Genomic DNA, 19,661 nt, shown 5'->3' with positions numbered 1-19,661 from the left:
TCGATACCGCCCGCAGCAGCGCGCGGGCGGTATCGCAACGGTCAGCCGTTTTTCATCGCTTCCAGCTCTTCCCAGCGGGCGAAGGCCTGCTCGAGCGCCTGCTCAGCGTTAGCCAACGCCGTCAGCACTTCTTGCGTTTCGCTGTGCGGCCGCGTGAAGAAGTCGGCATCGCTCATCTGCGCCTGCAGCGCTTCGATTTCCGCTTCCAGTTGTTCGAGCCGCTGCGGCAACTGTTCCAGTTCGCGCAGCAGGTTGTAACTCAGCTTGGCCGCCGCTTTCTTCGGCTGTTCGGCCTTTTTCTCCGCCGCCGGTTTGCTCGCGCTCGGCGCCGCCTGACGAATCGGTTTCGCTGTCGCGCGCTGGTGATGCGCATCGTAGTAACCGCCGACGAAGGCGTTGATCACGCCATTGCCTTCGAAGATCCAGCACTCGGTCACCGAGTTGTCGACGAACTGACGATCGTGACTGACCAGCAACACGGTGCCCTGATAGCCGTCGATCAGCTCTTCCAGCAGCTCCAGCGTTTCGACGTCGAGATCGTTGGTTGGTTCATCGAGGATCAGCAGATTGCTCGGTTTCAGAAACAGCTTAGCTAACAGCAAGCGGTTACGCTCACCGCCCGACAGCGCCTTCACCGGCGTCATCGCGCGTTTCGGGTGGAACAGGAAGTCCTGCAGGTAGCCCAGCACGTGGCGAGGACGGCCGTTGACCATCACTTCCTGCTTGCCTTCCGCCAGGTTGTCCATCACCGTGCGCTCAGGATCGAGATCGGCCCGGTGCTGGTCGAAATAGGCCACTTCCAGCTTGGTGCCGCAGTGCACGCGGCCGCTGTCGGCTTTCAGCTGACCGAGCATCAGTTTCAGCAGCGTGGTTTTGCCGCAGCCGTTCGGCCCCACCAGCGCAATCTTGTCGCCGCGCTGCACCTGGGCGGAGAAACCGCGCACCAGCACCTTTTCGCCAACCTGATAATTGACGTCTTCCAGCTCGAATACGATTTTGCCGGAGCGGGTCGCCTCTTCCACCTGCATCTTGGCGGTGCCCATCACTTCACGGCGCTCTGAACGCTCGACGCGCAGCGCCTTCAGCGCGCGCACGCGGCCCTCGTTGCGGGTGCGGCGCGCCTTGATGCCCTGACGGATCCAGACCTCTTCCTGCGCCAGCTTGCGGTCGAACTCGGCGTTTTGCAGCTCTTCCACCCGCAGCGCTTCTTCTTTGCTCTGCAGGTACAGATCGTAGTTACCCGGCCAGGAAACCAGCTTGCCGCGATCCAGATCGACGATGCGCGTCGCCATGTTGCGGATAAACGAACGGTCGTGCGAGATGAAGACGATGCTACCGTCGAACTCTTTCAGGAAACCTTCCAGCCAGTCGATGGTTTCGATATCCAGGTGGTTGGTCGGTTCGTCGAGCAACAACACGCGCGGCGAGCTCACCAACGCGCGGCCCAGCGCCGCTTTGCGCAGCCAGCCGCCGGACAGCGAGGAAAGCTCTGCGTCGCCGTTCAGCCCCAGCTGCAGCAGCACTTCGCTGATGCGGCTGTCGAGCTGCCACAGCCCCTGGTGATCGAGGATCTCCATGATTTGCGCCATGCGCGCCAGGTTTTTCTCGCTCGGGTCGCTTTCCACCAGGTGGGAGATCGCGTGATACGCCTTCAGGTGTTCCGCCTGCTCCGCGACGCCTTCCGCCACGAAATCGAACACGCTGCCGCCGATATTGCGCGGCGGATCCTGTTGCAGACGCGCCACGATCAGATCCTGTTCGTAGATCACCCGGCCGTCGTCCAGCGGGATCTCTTTGCCGAGGATTTTCAGCAGCGTGGATTTGCCGGCGCCGTTGCGCCCGACCAGACACACGCGCTCGTTGTCTTCGATATGAATTTCGGTGTTGTCTAACAATGGCGCATCGCTGAAAGAGAGCCAGGCGCCGGACATGCTGATTAACGACATAGTAATTATTTTCCTTCGCCGGCGTGAGTCACCAGCCAGCAGTTGTGGATCTGACGGTTACGGGCAAAATCCTGCGACAGCGTCTTGGCGGTGATCTCTTTCGCCTCCAGGCCCAGCGCACTCAGCCCTGCCATATCCATTTGGAAACCGCGCTTGTTGTTCGAGAACATGATGGTCCCGTTGCGACGCAGCAACCGTTTCAAATCTTTCATCAGCGCCAGGTGATCGCGCTGCACGTCAAAGGTGTTCTCCATCCGCTTGGAGTTGGAGAACGTCGGTGGATCGATGAAGATCACGTCGAACTGTTCATTGGCATTGCTCAGCCACGACAGGCAGTCGGCCTGGATCAGCCGATGCTGGCGGCCGGTCAGGCCGTTGGCGCGCAGGTTCTTCTCCGCCCATTCCAGGTAGGTGCGCGACATGTCCACCGTGGTGGTGCTGCGCGCGCCGCCCAGCCCGGCATGCACGCTGGCGGTGCCGGTATAGGCGAACAGGTTGAGGAAGTCCTTGCCGCCGCTCATCTCGCCCAGCATACGGCGCGCAATGCGGTGATCGAGGAACAGGCCGGTATCGAGATAGTCGGTCAGGTTGACCCACAGCTTGGCGTTATACTCTTCCACCAGCAAGAACTCGCCCTTCTGCGCCAGTTTCTCGTACTGGTTTTTGCCCTTCTGCCGCTCGCGGGTTTTCAGGATCAGCTGATTCGACGGCAATTCCAGCACCGCCAGCGTCGCGTTGATCACATCGAACAGGCGCTGACGCGCCTTCTGCGCATCGACGGTTTTCGGCGGCGCATACTCCTGCACCACCACCTTGCTGCCGTAACGGTCCACCGCGACGTTGTATTCTGGCAGATCGGCGTCGTACAGGCGGTAGCATTCGATGCCTTGTTGCTTCGCCCACTTGTCGAGCTTCTTCAAATTCTTGCGCAGACGGTTGGCGAAATCTTCCGCCACCTGCACGCCGCCGGTAGCGTTGCCGGCCGGGCTTGCCGCCAGCTGATAGTTTTTCTGCACGCACTCCAGCGGGCCGTTCTTCGCCTTAAACTGGCGCTCGGCGCGCAGCTGCAGGCAGCTCAACAGCTCCGGCGAGGCGCTGAACAGCGAAAGCTGCCAACCGCCAAAGGCGCTTTTCATCACGCGGCCCAGCATGTTGTGCAGCGCGATCAGCGCCGGTTCGCTTTCCAGACGCTCGCCGTACGGCGGGTTGCTGATCACCGTGCCGTGCGGGCCTTCCGGCAGCGGGTTGGTCAAGCGCGCGACATCGCCGACGTTGAAGGTGATCAGCTCGGGGACGCCGGCGCGGCGGGCGTTGCCGCGCGCCATCTCAATCACCCGACGATCGATATCGGAACCGAAGAAGCGAGAGGTAGTTTCCTGCAGGCCGCGACGCGCGCGCACCTGCGCTTCGGTGGTGACTTCACGCCACAGTTCGGCGTTGTGACCATTCCAGGCGCTGAAGCCCCAGTGTTGACGGTGCAGGCCCGGCGCGCGACCGGCGGCGATCATCGCCGCTTCGATCAACAGCGTGCCGGAGCCGCACATCGGATCGAGCATCGGCGTGCCCGGCTGCCAGCCGGAACGCAACACGATGGCGGCCGCCAGGTTTTCCTTCAACGGCGCCTGGCCGGTGAGATCGCGGTAGCCGCGCTGGTGCAGGCCTTCGCCGCTCAGATCGAGCGCCACGCTGGCCATATCGCGTTGCAGGAAGACGTTAACGCGAATGTCCGGCTGCTGTTTGGCAACCGTCGGGCGTTGGTCGAGCTTACGGGTGAAGCTGTCAACGATGGCGTCTTTCACCTTCAGCGCGCCATACTGGCTGTTGCGGATCTCTTCGTTCACGCCGCTGAAATGCACGGCGAAGGTTTTATCCACGCCAAAAATGCTCGGCCAGTCAATCGCCTGCACGCCGAGGTACAGATCCAGGTCGCTGTGCACGCGGAATTCGTTCAGCGGCAACAAAATGCGCGAAGCCAGGCGGCTCCACAGCAGGCTTTGGTACAGAAGACGATCGTCACCCTGAAAATGTACCCCGCCCTGCACCACTTTGCAGTCGTGAGCGCCAAGCGTTTCCAGCTCGCTTTTTAACAGTTCTTCCAATCCACGCGCCGTGCTGGCAAACAGAGAGTTCATATCGTACTTATCACCAAAAAGAAAATTGTTGCGCATTATAGCTAATCCGCACCGCTTGTCATAAAGTTGCTCCCTTCTATTTAATCATCGCACGGAGATAAGGGTGATCACGCTTTCCAGACTCTACGTCCATCCGGTTAAATCACTGCGCGGCTTGCAGCTTTCCTACGCCCAGGTCGGCAGCAGCGGTCTGGCCTTTGACCGCAACTTTATGATCACCGAACCGGACGGCACCTTTATTACCGCGCGCCAATATCCGCAGATGGTGTTGTTCACGCCGGCGCTGTTGCCGGACGGGCTGTTTCTGACCGCGCCGGACGGTGAAAGCGCCGCCATTCGCTTCAGCGACTTCGCGGCCACGCCGCAGCCGACCGAGGTGTGGGGCAACCATTTCACCGCGCTGATCGCGCCGGATGAGATCAACGGCTGGCTGAGCGGCTATTTCCAGCGCGACGTGCAGCTGCGCTGGCTGGGGCCGGAGCTGACCCGCCGGGTCAAGAAACACCCTGAAATCCCGCTGACGTTTGCCGACGGCTACCCTTATCTGCTGATTAACCAAGCCTCGTTCAACGACCTGCAGCAGCGTTGCCCCGGCAGCATCAAGCTGGAACAGTTCCGCCCCAATCTGGTGGTGAGCGGCGCTACCGCCTGGGCTGAAGACGGCTGGCAGGTGATCCGCGTCGGCGATGTGATGTTCGATCTGGTGAAACCCTGCAGCCGCTGCGTGCTCACCACCGTCAGCACCGAGCGTGGCCGCAAGCACCCGAGCGGCGAACCGCTCAGCACGCTGCAAAAATTCCGCTCCGCCGACAACGGCGACATCGATTTCGGCCAGAATATGACCGCGCGCAACAGCGGCATCATTCGCGTGGGCGATACGGTGGAAGTCTTGTCAACCAAGCCGCCGCGCCCTTATGGCGCAGGTAAAGTGGTGGAGAGCATGCAGGCGCCGCAGGACAGCGCGCACAGCGTCACGATCGAATATGAAGGAAAGGTATTTACCGGCAATAACCAGCAGATCCTGCTCGAACAACTGGAACAGCAAGGCATTCGCGTGCCTTACTCGTGCCGCGCCGGGATTTGCGGCAGCTGCCGCATTACATTGCTGAGCGGTGAAGTCGCGCCCCTGAAGAAAAGCGCGCTGGGCGACAACGGCACCATCCTGTGCTGCAGCTGCATCCCGAAAACTGATTTGACGTTGGCGTAATCCGCCTTATACCGCCCTGTCGTAAGCCGGGGCGGCGCTTTCATCCTGCGCGCAAGGTTTCAGCCGATCGTGCATCACCTTGATGGCGTCGCCCAAGACCATGGTGCGGCCGGCGACCGTCAGCTGATTTTGCGCCAGCAGGCACAGGCTGGCGTTATCCCCGGCCTCCACCACCAGCAGGCGCGCTTCCGCGCCGCTTTCCATCACTTTCACCGCCGCCAGCTCGCCGTTTTTCGGCTGCAACGGGTAGTGCTGCTGCGAGAAATGCCAGCTCTTCGGCATCAGCGGTTTCAGGAAGCGGTAGGCGACCAGCGCATTCAACACCAGCTCGGCGCGCTGTTCATGGCTCAGCTTGACCTGCTTGCACTGTTCTTCATAGGTGAAATAAAGGGCGGCGTCATCCACGCAAAAAGCGCATTCATCGAAGGCGTCCGGCGTTAACATTTTGGCCGGGAAACGTGAACGAAAGATCATACCATTAGCTAAATCCAGCATTAGCCGATCGTGTTCGGCATCAAAATACCAACGCCAATTATCGTCAGGTTTTATCTTCATTTCGTATCCTTCTCGCTGCCCATGCCAACGCCGCACTCACCCTAAAAGGCGATTTTATCACCGATGAAATAGCTTAAACATCGGATAATTCCGCGAACGATATTTAAGCTAACGAACAAAATATAGACGAGCCGGGGGCAGAAATAAACCCCCGGAATAAAATGAGAGGAAAAATATTAGATATGGGTAACGATATCTTTAATCAAACGCGGGCCGTGATAGATAAATCCGGAATAAATTTGCAGCAGGCTCGCGCCGGCCTCCATTTTTTCGCGCGCCGCCGTCAGCGAATCGATGCCGCCTACGCCGATAATCGGCAGACGCCCTTGCAGTTCGGTGGAGAGGCGACGGATCACTTCGGTGCTGCGTGATTGCAACGGACGCCCACTTAACCCGCCCGCTTGTTCGCAGTAATTCAGCCCTTGGATCAATTTTCGATCCAACGTGGTATTGGTGGCGATCACGCCATCGATATTATGCCGCACCAGGCTATCGGCAATTTGGATCAATTCTTCTTCAGAAAGATCCGGCGCGATCTTTACCGCTACCGGCACATATTTGTGATGGCGCGCATGTAATTCCTGCTGCTTATTTTTAATCGCAGCCAAAAGATCGTCCAACGCTTCGCCATACTGTAAGGATCGTAACCCCGGCGTATTCGGTGAAGAGATGTTAATCGCGATATATCCGGCATACGGATAAACTTTATCCATGCAGATCAAATAATCGTCTTTGCCCTGCTCGACCAGCGTGTCTTTATTCTTGCCGATATTGATCCCAAGAATGCCGCCGAAATGGGATTTCTTAACGTTTTCAACCAGATTGTCCACGCCATGGTTATTGAACCCCATGCGGTTAATCAGGCCTTCCGCCTCAACCACGCGGAACAAGCGCGGCTTGTCGTTGCCCGGTTGCGGACGCGGCGTCACGGTGCCGACTTCCACATGGCCGAAGCCCATCGCGCCGAACGCATCGATGCATTCGCCGTTTTTATCCAGACCGGCGGCCAATCCCAGCGGGTTTTTAAACGACAGCCCCATGCAGCTGACCGGTTTGGTCGGCACGGACTGACGGACAAGAAACGCTAATGGGGTGCCGGTAATACGGCTGAGCTGACGAAAGGTCACTTCGTGCGCGCGCTCCGGATCGAGCTGGAACAACGCTTTCCTGATGAGGGGGTAGTACATGGACTCTCCTGATTTCCCGGTTGCAAACCGGGGGCGTATTATCCGGTATCCCCCGCCTAATTGGAATTGATTAAAGGCAAAAAAAGCCGTTTTTACGCAATCGTTTTCCCTCGTCACCGCCAAATCGGCGCCAATCCGCTTTTACGCATATCCAAATCAAAAAATGAGATTTAAAAAACGCGCCCGGTTGCTGGTAGGTTTAAAACACTTCCCATTAATTTTCTAATTAAACCTAACTTTTAGTTATAAGGAGTGGCAATGCGCGTTATATCACTGGCCGGTAGCCCACGCATCCCATCACGTTCCGCCGCGCTGCTCTCGCTGAGTCAGAACTGGCTGCGGCAACAAGGGGTGGAGGTGACGGCCTATACCCTGCACGACTTCGATGCCGAAGATCTGCTGTACGCCAACTTCAACAGTCCGGCGATCAAGGCGTTTGCCGACCAGCTGGCGCAGGCCGACGGCCTGCTGATTTCCACACCGGTTTATAAAGCGTCGTTCTCCGGCGCGCTGAAAACCCTGCTGGACCTGCTGCCGGAACGCGCGCTGGACCATAAAGTGGTGCTGCCGCTGGCGACCGGCGGTTCTGTCGGTCACATGCTGGCGGTGGACTATGCGCTGAAACCGGTGCTGGCGGCGCTCAAAGCGCAAGAGGTGCTGCACGGCGTGTTCGCCGACGACAGTCAGATCCAGCTGACCGGCGAAAACGCCACGCTCACCGACGCCGTGGCCACCCGGTTGGAAGAAGCGCTCGCCAGTTTCTATCTGGCGCTTGGGCGCCGCAAACCGCCCGCGCTGCGCGTCGCCTCGCCGCTGACGGCGCGTCAAACCGCCTGAAATGCCTGGAAAAGGAGAGCCTGAATGAAACAACGCAACGCTTTGCGACGTTGGCTGAACGCAGCGGCCTTCACCGGCCTGCTGTCGCTGGTCTGGGCCAACGCCGCCGTCGCGCAGGATCCGGCGCAATTTCGCATCGGTTACCAGAAAGGATCGGTGAGTCTGGTGCTGGCGAAAAGCCACCGGCTGCTGGAGGAGCGCTTCCCCGCCACCCGCATCAGTTGGATTGAATTTCCCGCCGGCCCGCAGATGCTGGAAGCCTTGAACGTCGGCAGCATCGATCTGGGCAGCACCGGTGATATTCCGCCGATCTTCGCGCAGGCCGCCGGGGCGGACCTGCTGTATGTCGGCGTTGAGCCGCCCAAACCGAAGGCGGAAGTGATCCTGGTGCCGGAAAACAGCCCGATCAAAACCGTCGCCGATCTGAAAGGCCATAAGGTCGCATTTCAGAAAGGATCCAGCTCACACAACCTGCTGCTGCGATCGCTGCAAAAGGCCGGCCTGAAATTTACGGATATCCAACCCGCCTACCTGACCCCCGCCGATGCGCGCGCCGCATTCCAGCAGGGCAACGTCGATGCCTGGGCTATCTGGGATCCTTATTATTCCGCCGCGCTGTTGCAGGGCGGCGTTCGGGTGCTCGGCGACGGCACCGATCTGAACCAGACCGGTTCCTTCTATCTGGCGGCGCGCCCTTATGTCGAAGCCAATGGCGCCTTTATCAGCCAGGTCCTGACGGTGCTGACCCAGGCCGATGCGCTCACCCGCAGCGACCGGGCGCAAAGCGTGACCTTGCTGGCCAACGCCATGGGGCTGCCGGAACCGGTGATCGCCAGCTATCTGGATCACCGTCCCCCGACCGCCATCACACCGCTCGATGCGCATACGATCGCCGCGCAGCAGCAAACCGCCGACCTGTTTTACGCCAACCGGCTGGTGCCGGTGAAGGTCGACATCTCGCAACGCATCTGGCGCCCAAGCGCGCAATAAATACGGGAGAGCATTGACGATGAGCCTGAACGTTTTCTGGTTTTTACCCACCCACGGCGACGGCCACTATCTTGGCAGCGCACAGGGCGCTCGCAGCGTCGATCACGGTTACTTGCAACAAATCGCCCAAGCGGCGGACCGGCTGGGATTCGGCGGCGTGCTGATCCCCACCGGTCGCTCTTGCGAAGACTCCTGGCTGGTGGCCGCCTCGCTGATCCCGGTCACCCAGCGGCTGAAATTTTTGGTCGCGCTGCGGCCGGGTATCATCTCCCCTACGCTGGCGGCGCGTCAGGCGGCGACGCTGGATCGCCTGTCCAACGGGCGCGCCCTGTTCAATCTGGTCACCGGCGGCGATCCGGAAGAGCTGGCGGCGGAGGGGTTACATCTCAGTCATGAAGAGCGTTACGAAGCCTCGACCGAGTTCACTCATATCTGGCGCCGGGTGCTGGAAGGTGAAACCGTCGATTTCCACGGCAAGCATATTCAGGTGAAAGGCGCCAAACTGCTGTTCCCGCCGGTGCAGCAACCGCGCCCGCCGCTCTATTTCGGCGGATCCTCCGCCGCCGCGCAGGATCTGGCCGCCGAGCAGGTAGAAATGTACCTCACCTGGGGAGAGCCGCCGGCGCAGGTCAAAGAGAAGATCGAAGAGGTGCGCGCCAAAGCGGCGGCGAAGGGCCGGCAGGTACGCTTCGGCATCCGTCTGCACGTCATCGTGCGGGAAACTACCGAAGAGGCCTGGCGCGCCGCCGATCGGCTGATCGCTCACCTCGATGAGGAAACCATCGCCAACGCGCAGCAGGCCTTTGCCCGCTTCGACTCCGTCGGCCAACGGCGCATGGCGGCGCTGCACGGCGGCAAGAAGGATAATCTGGAGATCAGCCCGAACCTGTGGGCCGGCATCGGCCTGGTGCGCGGCGGCGCCGGCACCGCGCTGGTGGGCGATGGCCCGACGGTCGCGGCGCGCATGCAGGAATACGCCGATCTGGGCATCGACACCTTTATTCTCTCCGGCTATCCGCATCTGGAAGAGGCCTACCGCGTCGGCGAACTGCTGTTTCCTCACCTCGATCTGGCGCAGGAGGAAACGCCCGCGCGCCTTCAACCGGTGCGCCCGCAGGGCGAAGTGGTGGCCAACATCTATGTTCCGCAAAAAGTGTCGCAGAGCTGAGGAGCGCCCCGATGGCAAAGAACGCGCAACGCATCCTGAACCGGCTGGCCCCTTGGGCGCTGCCGCTGGCGCTGGTGATCATCTGGCAAGTCGCCGTCGAAACCGGCTGGCTGTCCAACCGCATTTTGCCGGCGCCGAGTGCGGTGCTGGCCGCCTTCTGGCGCCTGAGCCAAAGCGGCGAACTGTGGCAGCACCTGAGCATCAGCAGCCAGCGCGCGTTGATCGGCTTTGGCATCGGCGGCAGCATCGGACTGATTCTCGGCTTTATTACCGGGCTGTCGCGCTGGGGTGAACGCCTGTTGGACAGTTCGGTGCAAATGATCCGCAACGTGCCGCACCTGGCGCTAATCCCACTGGTGATCCTGTGGTTCGGCATCGATGAATCCGCCAAGATCTTTCTGGTGGCGCTCGGCACGTTGTTCCCGATTTATCTCAATACCTATCACGGCATCAAAAACATCGATCGCGGCCTGCTGGAGATGGCGCGCAGCTACGGTCTGAGCGGTTTTCGCCTGTTCACGCAGGTAGTGCTGCCGGGCGCGTTGCCGTCGATTATGGTCGGCGTGCGTTTCGCCCTCGGGTTCATGTGGTTGACGCTGATCGTCGCCGAAACCATCTCGGCCAACTCCGGCATCGGTTATCTGGCGATGAACGCGCGTGAATTTCTGCAAACCGACGTGGTGGTGGTGGCGATCGTGCTGTACGCCCTGCTCGGCAAGCTGGCGGACGTGGGCGCACAACTGCTGGAACGCGTCTGGCTGCGCTGGCATCCGGCCTATCAACTGAAACAGGGAGAAGCGCTATGACCCTTCCCGCTCGCCTTGCGCAAGGCACGCCGGTGACACTGGAGTCCATCGGCAAACGTTACGGCAACCGCACCGTGCTGGATAACATTCAGCTACGCATCTCTGCCGGGCAGTTCGTGGCGGTGGTCGGCCGCAGCGGCTGCGGCAAGAGCACCCTGCTGCGTCTGTTGGCCGGCCTGGAACAGGCCAGCAGCGGCGCGCTGCTCAGCGGCAATGCGCCGCTTGCCGCCGCCAAAGAGGATACCCGGCTGATGTTTCAGGATGCGCGCCTGTTGCCGTGGAAAACGGTGATCGACAACGTGGGTCTGGGGCTGCGCGGCCACTGGCGCGACGCGGCGCTGCAGGCGCTGGCCGCGGTCGGTTTGGCGGATCGCGCCCGCGACTGGCCGGCGGCGCTGTCCGGCGGACAAAAGCAGCGGGTCGCGCTGGCGCGCGCGTTGATCCACCGCCCCCGCCTGCTGCTTCTGGACGAACCGCTCGGGGCGCTGGATGCCCTGACGCGCATCGAGATGCAGGGGCTGATAGAATCGCTGTGGCAACAGCACGGTTTTACCGTACTGCTGGTGACGCACGACGTCAGCGAAGCCATCGCGCTGGCGGATCGGGTGATCCTGATTGAAGAGGGCCACATCGGACTGGATCTGAGCATCGATCTGCCGCGGCCACGCCGCAAAGGGTCGGCCAGGCTGGCGGAACTGGAAGCTGAAGTGCTGGAGCGGGTGTTATCGCCGCCGGTCACCGCGGCCAGCCCACGCCAGGCGGCGAATTGAACGAAAAAAGGACGGCGCAGGCCGTCCCTTTGGGTATTCACGGTGAAAAGATTAGGCGTCGAGCGCCTTGCTGATCTTCTCGTACAGATCGCCGGACAGGTTTTCCAACCCTTTCAGCTGTTCCAACGCTTTGCGCATCAGCGCCTGGCGACCGGCGTCGTAACGCTTCAGGCGAATCAGCGGTTCGATCAGGCGCGCGGCGATCTGCGGGTTGCGCTGGTTGAGATCGCTTAGGATCTCCACCAGGAATTGATAACCGCTGCCATCCGCCGCATGGAACGCCGCCGGGTTGCCGGAAGCGAAGCCGCCGATCAGCGAGCGGGTGCGGTTCGGGTTGCTCAGGCTGAACGAGCGGTGTTGCAGCAGCGCACGCACCTTGCTCAACACATCCGCCGACGGGCTGCTCCCCTGCAGCACGAACCATTTGTCCATCACCAGGCCATCCTGATGCCAGCGCTCGTCGAACGCCGCCAACAGCGCATCGCGACACGGCAACTGGGCCGCAACCGCAGCGGACAGCGCCGCCAGCGAGTCGGTCATGTTATCCGCCTGGCGATACTGTTCGCTCACCAGTTGGTCCGCCAGCGCCGCATCTTCGCCGAACGCCAGATAACCCAGGCACACATTGCGCAAGGCGCGCTTGGCGATGTCGGCGTGCTCCACGCGGTAGCCGTCGGTCTTGTTGGCGTGATACACCGCCAGCCACTCATCGGCCAACTCCCGCGCCAGGCAGCGAACGATCGCTTCGTGCACCGCGGCGATCGCTTCCGGATCGATGGTGGCGAACAGTTCAGCGATTTCGTTCTCCGACGGCAGCGTCAGGATCTGCGCCGCCAGCGCCGGATCCAGCGTCTCGTTCAGCAACACCGCACGGAACGCGTCGGCCACGTGCAGCGGCAGCGACAACGGCTGCTTCTGCTGGTGCCGCGCCACGTTCAGTTTGATGTAGGTCGCAAGCAGGCTCTGCGCCGCATCCCAACGCGCAAACTCATTGCGCGCGTGCTGCATCAGGAAGGTCAGTTGCTGATCGCTGTACGGATAATCCAGTTTCACCGGCGCAGAGAATTCACGCAGCAGCGACGGCACCGGCTTGTGCGCCACGCCGTCGAACACGAAGGTCTGCTCCGCTTCGGTGACGTTCAGCACGTTGTTGACCGGCAGGCCACCCTTCTGCAGCGCGATGACGTTACCTTCGCTGTCGTACAGCTCGATATCCAGCGGAATATGCAGCGGCAACTTCTCAGGCTGATCGGCGGTCGGCGCGGTTTTCTGGCTGACATGCAGGCGATATTGCTGAGTTTCCGCATCGTACTCGTCGCGCACCGTCAACAGCGGCGTGCCGGACTGGCTATACCAACGGCGGAAGCGCGACAGATCCACGTTGGACGCGTCCTCCATCGCCTGTACGAAGTCATCGCAGGTGGCGGCGCTGCCGTCGTGGCGTTCGAAATAGAGCTGCATCCCTTTCTGGAAGTTCTCTTCCCCCAGCAGGGTGTGCATCATGCGGATCACTTCAGAACCTTTCTCATACACCGTCAGGGTGTAAAAGTTGTTCATCTCGATGACTTTATCCGGACGAATGGCATGCGCCATCGGGCTGGCGTCTTCGGCGAACTGCGCGCCGCGCATCACGCGCACGTTATCGATGCGGTTGACCGAACGCGAGCCCAGATCGGAACTGAACTCTTGATCGCGGAACACCGTCAGCCCCTCTTTCAGGCTGAGCTGGAACCAGTCGCGGCAGGTGACGCGGTTGCCGGTCCAGTTGTGGAAGTATTCGTGGCCAATCACCGCTTCGATGTTCAGGTAATCTTTGTCGGTGGCGGTTTCCGCCTTCGCCAACACGTATTTGGAGTTAAAGATATTTAACCCTTTGTTCTCCATCGCGCCCATATTGAAGAAATCGACCGCCACGATCATATAAATGTCGAGATCGTATTCCAGACCGAAGCGGGTCTCGTCCCACTTCATCGAGTTTTTCAACGAGGTCATCGCCCAGTCGGCGCGATCCAGGTTGCCGCGATCGACAAACAGCTCCAGCGCGACCTTACGGCCGGAACGGGTGGTGAAGCTGTCGCGCAGCACGTCGAAGTCCCCCGCCACCAACGCGAACAGGTAGCAAGGTTTCGGGAACGGATCCTGCCATTGCACCCAGTGGCGACCATCGGCCAATTCACCCTGGCCAATACGGTTGCCGTTCGACAGCAGGAATGGATAGCGCGCCTTGTCGGCCACAATGCGGGTGGTAAAGCGCGCCAGCACGTCCGGGCGATCCTGGTAATAGGTAATATGATGGAAGCCTTCGGCTTCGCATTGCGTGCACAGCGCATCGCCGGACAGATACAGCCCTTCCAGCGCGGTGTTTTTCGCCGGATGAATATCGTTGACGATGGTCAGGGTGAATTGTGCCGGCAACGCTTCGACGATCAGCTGGTTATCCTGCTGACGATAGGCGCTCCACGGTTGACCGTCGACCTGAATGCTCACCAGCGTGAGATCTTCACCATCCAGCACCAGCGGTGCGCCGGCCGCGCCCTGACGTTTGATTTTACTGACGGCGGTCACGCGCGTGGTTTCCGCGTCCAGACTGAAGTCCAAATCGATGTCGGTCGTGGTGTAATCGGGCGCGCGATAATCGTGGCGATATTTTGCCTGTGGCTGTTGTGTCATAAAAACCCTTAAACGTCTCAGTGAGTTATAGGTGCCAGGTCGCTCTTCTCCTCCGCGCCGTCGCTGGAGATTTCCCCTGCGGCGCTCGGCGAACCTGATTGTGAATAAACTGTATCACAGCTGGCTGAAAAGCCCAGATCCGCCGGGCAAGCGCGATAAAGAAATCAGAGGCAAATCATAGTTCACCCACCAGATGGCAGCGCGGGTGACCAATGGCTAAATAAAAATCAGCATTTAATGCTAAAAAACCGCCTTCGCGGCGCTCCGGCATTGTTGAGGCGGCACAGGCGGCATGATGGTATAATTGCCGAATCAGGCTCAGGGATGACTCGCACTATGAAAATCAAATACGCTATCTATTTTTTCACCCTGTGCCTGATGACCTCCTTCTCGCTGTTCATCGTCGAGGAACTGCTCGAAGCCCATACCGAGTACCGCGATAACAAGCTCAACCTGTATAAGATCGATCGCGCCAAAGAAATCTCCGAGGCCTTTCAGGCTTCGCTGCAGGCTCACCGTCTCAAACGCTTGAGCCTGATCGATCCGCAAATCACTCGCGCGCAGTGTCTGGCCGCCGATCGGGTGGCGCGCGAGAAAATCGCCCGGATCCGCGAGCATCTGAACGACACGGTCGCCAGGGAGCTGGGTGTGCGGCAAAAAATCGCCGCGCTGTCGATGATCGGCCTGATGGAACAGTTGCTGGATAACGACAACCTGCAGCTTTCGCAGGTCAACAACGCCAACGCCAACCTGTTCAACATCAACAGCGCCTATTACATCTCGCAAACCAGCAAGAGCTATTACCGCTACACCTACGATACCCGAATGGTGGATACCGACTCCTTTATGTTTCTCGAGGCCATTCGCCTCAACAACCGGCTGAATATGTCACTGACGGAGTTAAGCGATCAGATTATCGACGTCAACGTCAGCCCGCTCGATCGCAAAGACGCCTATCTGAAGTCCATTCAGTTGACCGGCGTCCTGAACGCGCTGAGCACCCGGTTGATCTTCATGAAGCTCAACTACGACGACGTGCAAACCACCAGCATCGTCAATCAGTTGCTCAGCCAGGTGTCTACCGAACGCCTCAAGCAGATTACCGATGGGCTATACACCGCCATCAATACCCAAAAGCCCTACCCCGCCGCGCTGATCTCGCGCTATGTCGACGAGTTGAGCGGGCTTTCTCAAACGCTGTATCAACGCAGCTTCGAGCTGGAAACCGTCGCTTCGCGTCACAAGATTTATGACAGCCAGACCACCATTTACGGCATGATCGCGCTCGCCGGTCTGGGGGTGCTGCTGTTCATTTTGCCGGCGCTGGTGTTCTGCACCAACATCAACCGCTGGTTGACCAAAACCCACAACAATATCGTGCGGCTGTCGCGCGGCGAGATGAATATCGATCGCAACGACGCCTTCTACAGCCGGGAACTGATCGCCATCAGCGACGCCATTCAGCAGCTCAGACAATATCAGTTGGACAAGGTCTCGCTGGAAAGCGAGAAACAGCTGCTGATTAAAGAGCTTGAGGCCTCTTCCTTCCTCGATCCGCTCACCAACATTTATAACCGCCGTAAATTCTTCCTCGAATGCCAGCTATTGGGCGACGGTAGCTACCCGCAGGCCTTTTGCCTGATCGATATCGACAACTTCAAACAGCTCAACGACAGCTACGGCCACGATGTCGGTGACCGGGCGCTGGTGGAATTCGGCCATCTGTTGCAACGCGCGTTTCGCGCCAGCGACATCTTCTGCCGCTACGGTGGTGAAGAGTTCGCGGTGCTGCTGGGCAACTGTTCGTTGGACAACGCGCGGGACATCATGGAGCAATTGCGCGCCCGCACCCATCGCCTGACGCTGAATCTGGCCGACGGGCGGCAAGTGCGTTTCACCACCAGCTGCGGCATTGCGCCGGTCAACGCGTTCACTGCGCTGCAGGCGGCGATCAAACAGGCGGACGAAGCGCTTTATTTTTGCAAAAAGAACGGCAAGGATCGGGTCAGCGTGCACACCCAGGCCGGGTTTATCTGATTTGTTGTTTAAAATAATTAACATTATAATTTTTATGACTAATTAGGCTAAGTCATTCACCTTACAGGCATATCTGGCTTTTTTCCCCCGCCGCCGTCGCCAGCCCGCCATAAAGGCACGTTTAATCCTCGACCCGCTTCGGTGATTTATGGTGTGATGCAGCTTCAATAACAGGATAATCCGGGTATACTCCACCCCCACTTTTATGATTATCCGGATTTGGACACGCGCCTGACGAGGATGCTGTAACGCGCTATGACTCAATACGCTTCCCCGATTTTGACATCACTGCTTGATACCGATGCTTACAAGCTTCATATGCAGCAAGCAGTCTTCCATCGCTATCCCGCGATCAGCGTGGCGGCGGAATTCCGCTGCCGCGGCGACGAACTGCTGGGCGAATATGCCGACGAGATCCGCGCGCAGGTCGCCCTGATGAGCCAGCTGGCGCTGACCGACGCCGAATTCGCTTACCTTTCGGGCCTGCCCTTCTTCCGTCAAGATTACCTGAGCTGGCTGCGCACGTTCCGATACGATCCGCAGCAGGTGACCATCGACAACCGCAACGGCAAGCTGCAAATCCGCATCGCCGGGCCGTGGCGTGAAGTGATCATGTGGGAAGTGCCGCTGCTGGCGGTGATCAGCGAAGTGGTGCACCGCCGGCGTTCTCCGCTGGCGACGCCGGAACAGGCGGTAGCCCACCTGCAAACCAAGTTGGCGCAGTTCAAGACGCTGGCGGGCGATTTGGATCTTTCACGCTTCAAGCTGATGGACTTCGGCACCCGTCGCCGTTTCTCCCAGGGCGTACAACAGGCCATCGTCAGCACCTTGCAGGCCGAATTCCCGTACCTGTCGGGCACCAGCAATTACGATCTGGCGCATCAGCTCGGCCTGGCGCCGGTCGGCACGCAGGCGCATGAATGGTTCCAGGCGCATCAGCAGATAAGCCCGGTGCTGGCCAACAGCCAGCGCGCCGCATTGCAGGCCTGGCTGGATGAATACCCGGATCAGCTTGGCATCGCGCTCACCGACTGCATTACCATGGATGCTTTCCTGCGCGACTTCGGCCCGCAGTTCGCCGAGCGTTATCAGGGGCTGCGCCACGATTCGGGCGATCCCGTCGAGTGGGGTGAGAAAGCCATTGCCCACTATCAGAAACTGGGCATCGACCCCATGAGCAAAACGCTGGTGTTCTCGGACAACCTGGATCTGGAAAAAGCGCTGGCGCTCTATCGCCACTTCTATCAGCGCATCAATCTCAGCTTCGGTATCGGCACGCGCCTGACCTGTGATATTCCGGGCGTTAAACCGTTGAATATCGTGATCAAGCTGGTCGAATGCAAAGGCAAACCGGTGGCTAAGCTCTCCGACAGCCCCGGCAAGACCATCTGCCAGGACCAGGCATTCGTGCGGGCCTTGCGCAAGGCCTTCGATCTGCCGCTGGTGAAGAAAGCCAGCTGAACCTTCTCTATATAGAGAGAAAGAAAGCCGGCCCGGTTTACGCGCCGGCTTTTTTGTTTTTATCCCGAACGCCCTCTTTTCAGTCAGCCGCGATAAATGTTGCGCCAATCCGATGATTTCTGCTTGTGCTCTGCACCGCGGCAAGTAACATAGCCATTACCCCCATATTCTTGGGTTGTAAGCTATTTCTAAACCAAATTATTAAAGAGAGAAATCTATGAGCGTAGTGCCTGTAGTCGACGTACTGCAAGGTCGTGCTGCGGTTGACAGTGAAGTCACCGTACGCGGCTGGGTACGTACCCGGAGAGATTCAAAAGCTGGTATCTCCTTCCTGGCCGTCTATGACGGTTCCTGCTTTGATCCGTTACAGGCCGTCGTTAATAATTCTCTGCCGAATTATCAGGATGAAGTGCTGCATCTGACCACCGGTTGTTCGGTTGAAGTCACCGGCAAAGTCGTCGCTTCACCGGGCGAAGGCCAGAGCTTCGAACTGCAGGCTACCGCAATCAAAGTGGTCGGCTGGGTCGACGATCCGGACACTTACCCGATGGCGGCCAAGCGCCACAGCATCGAATACCTGCGCGAAGTGGCTCACCTGCGCCCGCGCACCAACCTGATCGGCGCCGTGGCGCGCGTACGTCATACTCTGGCGCAGGCGATCCACCGCTTCTTCCATGAAAATGGGTATTTCTGGGTCTCTACTCCGCTGATCACCGCCTCCGATACCGAAGGCGCCGGCGAGATGTTCCGCGTGTCCACGCTGGATCTGGAAAACCTGCCGCGCACCGACAAAGGCACCGTCGATTTCAGCGAAGACTTCTTCGGTAAGGAAGCCTTCCTCACCGTTTCCGGCCAGCTGAACGGCGAAACCTACGCTTGCGCGCTGTCGAAGGTTTACACCTTCGGCCCAACCTTCCGCGCCGAAAACTCCAACACCAGCCGCCACCTGGCGGAGTTCTGGATGATCGAACCGGAAGTGGCCTTCGCTACGCTGGACGACGTCGCCGGCCTCGCCGAAAGCATGCTGAAGTATGTGTTCCAGGCGGTGCTGGATGAACGTGCCGACGATCTGAAATTCTTCGCCGAGCGCGTGGATAAAGACGCTATCGCTCGTCTGGAGCGCTTCGTGTCTTCCGATTTCGCCCAGGTGGACTACACCGACGCCATTGAGATCCTGCTGGCCTCGGGCCAAACCTTCGAAAACCCGGTTTCCTGGGGCATCGATCTCTCTTCCGAGCATGAACGTTACCTGGCGGAGAAACACTTCCAGGCGCCGGTGGTGGTGAAAAACTACCCGAAAGACATCAAAGCGTTCTACATGCGCATGAACGAAGACGGCAAGACCGTCGCGGCCATGGACGTGCTGGCGCCGGGCATCGGCGAAATCATCGGCGGCTCGCAGCGTGAAGAACGCCTCGACGTGCTCGATCAGCGTCTGGAAGAGATGGGGCTGAATAAAGAAGACTACTGGTGGTATCGCGATCTGCGCCGCTACGGCACCGTGCCGCATTCCGGTTTCGGCCTGGGCTTTGAACGTTTAATCGCCTATGTCACCGGCGTGCAAAACGTGCGCGATGTGATTCCATTCCCGCGCACGCCGCGTAACGCAAGCTTCTAATTTATACGATCACACGTTTTTTAAACGATTTCGTTACAAAACAAAGGCCAGCATCGCTGGCCTTTCGCATTTTTTAATATTGACGCACGTCACAAAGTTCCCGAAAAATTACATTTGGTTACACATGTTTTCCTTTTGCAACCTGATTGGGACATTGGTATCATTTTCGTCCTAGATTAACCCGCCTGTGAATGGAACACTGCGTTCAGACACAGGACGACACCAATCTATCAACAATAGTTCCCAAAGAATTATTGGCGGCAGTGGCAAAGGTGTC

The 19,661-nt window shown here is 59.2% G+C and carries 14 protein-coding genes; 9 read left to right on the top strand and 5 right to left on the bottom strand.

What is annotated here, in order from left to right:
- Positions 1–41: 41 nt before the first annotated feature.
- Both ACSBQS_RS04380 and rlmKL read right to left on the bottom strand, forming a co-directional pair.
- Positions 42–1,946, bottom strand: a complete 1,905-nt coding sequence (locus ACSBQS_RS04380; RefSeq protein ID WP_046686785.1) for an ABC transporter ATP-binding protein — start codon at positions 1,944–1,946, stop codon at positions 42–44.
- Positions 1,947–1,951: 5 nt separating this feature from the next.
- Entirely contained in the window at positions 1,952–4,078 is a 2,127-nt protein-coding gene (rlmKL, locus tag ACSBQS_RS04375; RefSeq protein WP_434989751.1) for a bifunctional 23S rRNA (guanine(2069)-N(7))-methyltransferase RlmK/23S rRNA (guanine(2445)-N(2))-methyltransferase RlmL, read from the bottom strand.
- A gap of 103 nt (positions 4,079–4,181) precedes the next feature.
- Here rlmKL and ACSBQS_RS04370 point away from each other — a divergent pair, with 103 nt between their 5' ends.
- A complete protein-coding gene (locus ACSBQS_RS04370; protein ID WP_434989750.1) occupies positions 4,182–5,285 on the top strand; it encodes a YcbX family protein in 1,104 nt (367 codons plus the stop codon).
- 6 nt (positions 5,286–5,291) lie between these two features.
- On the opposite strand, the gene ACSBQS_RS04365 is transcribed toward ACSBQS_RS04370, so the two are convergent.
- Positions 5,292–5,840, bottom strand: coding sequence for a cell division protein ZapC (locus ACSBQS_RS04365; protein ID WP_004928171.1), 549 nt, complete (start codon positions 5,838–5,840; stop codon positions 5,292–5,294).
- 176 nt (positions 5,841–6,016) lie between these two features.
- Positions 6,017–7,027 (bottom strand): quinone-dependent dihydroorotate dehydrogenase, encoded by a 1,011-nt coding sequence (gene pyrD / locus ACSBQS_RS04360; RefSeq protein ID WP_197666399.1) that lies wholly within the window; start codon positions 7,025–7,027, stop codon positions 6,017–6,019.
- A gap of 258 nt (positions 7,028–7,285) precedes the next feature.
- Here pyrD and ssuE point away from each other — a divergent pair, with 258 nt between their 5' ends.
- The 5 genes from ssuE to ssuB are packed head-to-tail and all read left to right on the top strand — an operon-like array spanning position 7,286 to position 11,598.
- Entirely contained in the window at positions 7,286–7,864 is a 579-nt protein-coding gene (gene ssuE, locus ACSBQS_RS04355; protein ID WP_197749598.1) for an NADPH-dependent FMN reductase, read from the top strand.
- 24 nt (positions 7,865–7,888) lie between these two features.
- Positions 7,889–8,854 (top strand): sulfonate ABC transporter substrate-binding protein, encoded by a 966-nt coding sequence (locus tag ACSBQS_RS04350; protein ID WP_033642582.1) that lies wholly within the window; start codon positions 7,889–7,891, stop codon positions 8,852–8,854.
- A 19-nt stretch (positions 8,855–8,873) separates the two neighbouring features.
- Entirely contained in the window at positions 8,874–10,022 is a 1,149-nt protein-coding gene (gene ssuD / locus ACSBQS_RS04345) for an FMNH2-dependent alkanesulfonate monooxygenase (protein ID WP_016928301.1), read from the top strand.
- A gap of 11 nt (positions 10,023–10,033) precedes the next feature.
- Positions 10,034–10,828: an aliphatic sulfonate ABC transporter permease SsuC gene (ssuC, locus tag ACSBQS_RS04340; protein WP_434989748.1), complete on the top strand. Its 795-nt coding sequence runs from the start codon at positions 10,034–10,036 to the stop codon at positions 10,826–10,828.
- Positions 10,825–11,598, top strand: coding sequence for an aliphatic sulfonates ABC transporter ATP-binding protein (gene ssuB / locus ACSBQS_RS04335; RefSeq protein WP_042784124.1), 774 nt, complete (start codon positions 10,825–10,827; stop codon positions 11,596–11,598). Before ssuC ends, ssuB begins: the two co-directional genes overlap by 4 nt.
- Positions 11,599–11,649: 51 nt before the next feature.
- Here ssuB and pepN read toward each other — a convergent pair whose 3' ends face one another.
- Positions 11,650–14,268, bottom strand: coding sequence for an aminopeptidase N (gene pepN, locus ACSBQS_RS04330; RefSeq protein WP_033642579.1), 2,619 nt, complete (start codon positions 14,266–14,268; stop codon positions 11,650–11,652).
- A 336-nt stretch (positions 14,269–14,604) separates the two neighbouring features.
- Between pepN and ACSBQS_RS04325 the strand changes: the two genes are divergently transcribed.
- From ACSBQS_RS04325 to asnS, 3 genes are all read left to right on the top strand, one after another.
- Positions 14,605–16,305, top strand: coding sequence for a GGDEF domain-containing protein (locus ACSBQS_RS04325; RefSeq protein ID WP_342162950.1), 1,701 nt, complete (start codon positions 14,605–14,607; stop codon positions 16,303–16,305).
- 255 nt (positions 16,306–16,560) lie between these two features.
- Positions 16,561–17,766 carry a nicotinate phosphoribosyltransferase gene (gene pncB, locus ACSBQS_RS04320; RefSeq protein ID WP_047024938.1) on the top strand — a complete coding sequence of 402 codons (1,206 nt, stop codon included), beginning with the start codon at positions 16,561–16,563 and terminating at the stop codon, positions 17,764–17,766.
- Positions 17,767–17,983: 217 nt separating this feature from the next.
- Positions 17,984–19,384: an asparagine--tRNA ligase gene (asnS, locus tag ACSBQS_RS04315; RefSeq protein ID WP_033642576.1), complete on the top strand. Its 1,401-nt coding sequence runs from the start codon at positions 17,984–17,986 to the stop codon at positions 19,382–19,384.
- Positions 19,385–19,661 lie beyond the last annotated feature (277 nt).

Source organism: Serratia sp. H402Y, assembly GCF_051172415.1.
GTDB lineage: Bacteria > Pseudomonadota > Gammaproteobacteria > Enterobacterales > Enterobacteriaceae > Serratia > Serratia ureilytica.
Note: the sequence above shows the minus strand (reverse complement) of the source record. Positions and strands in the feature narration are given on the sequence as shown.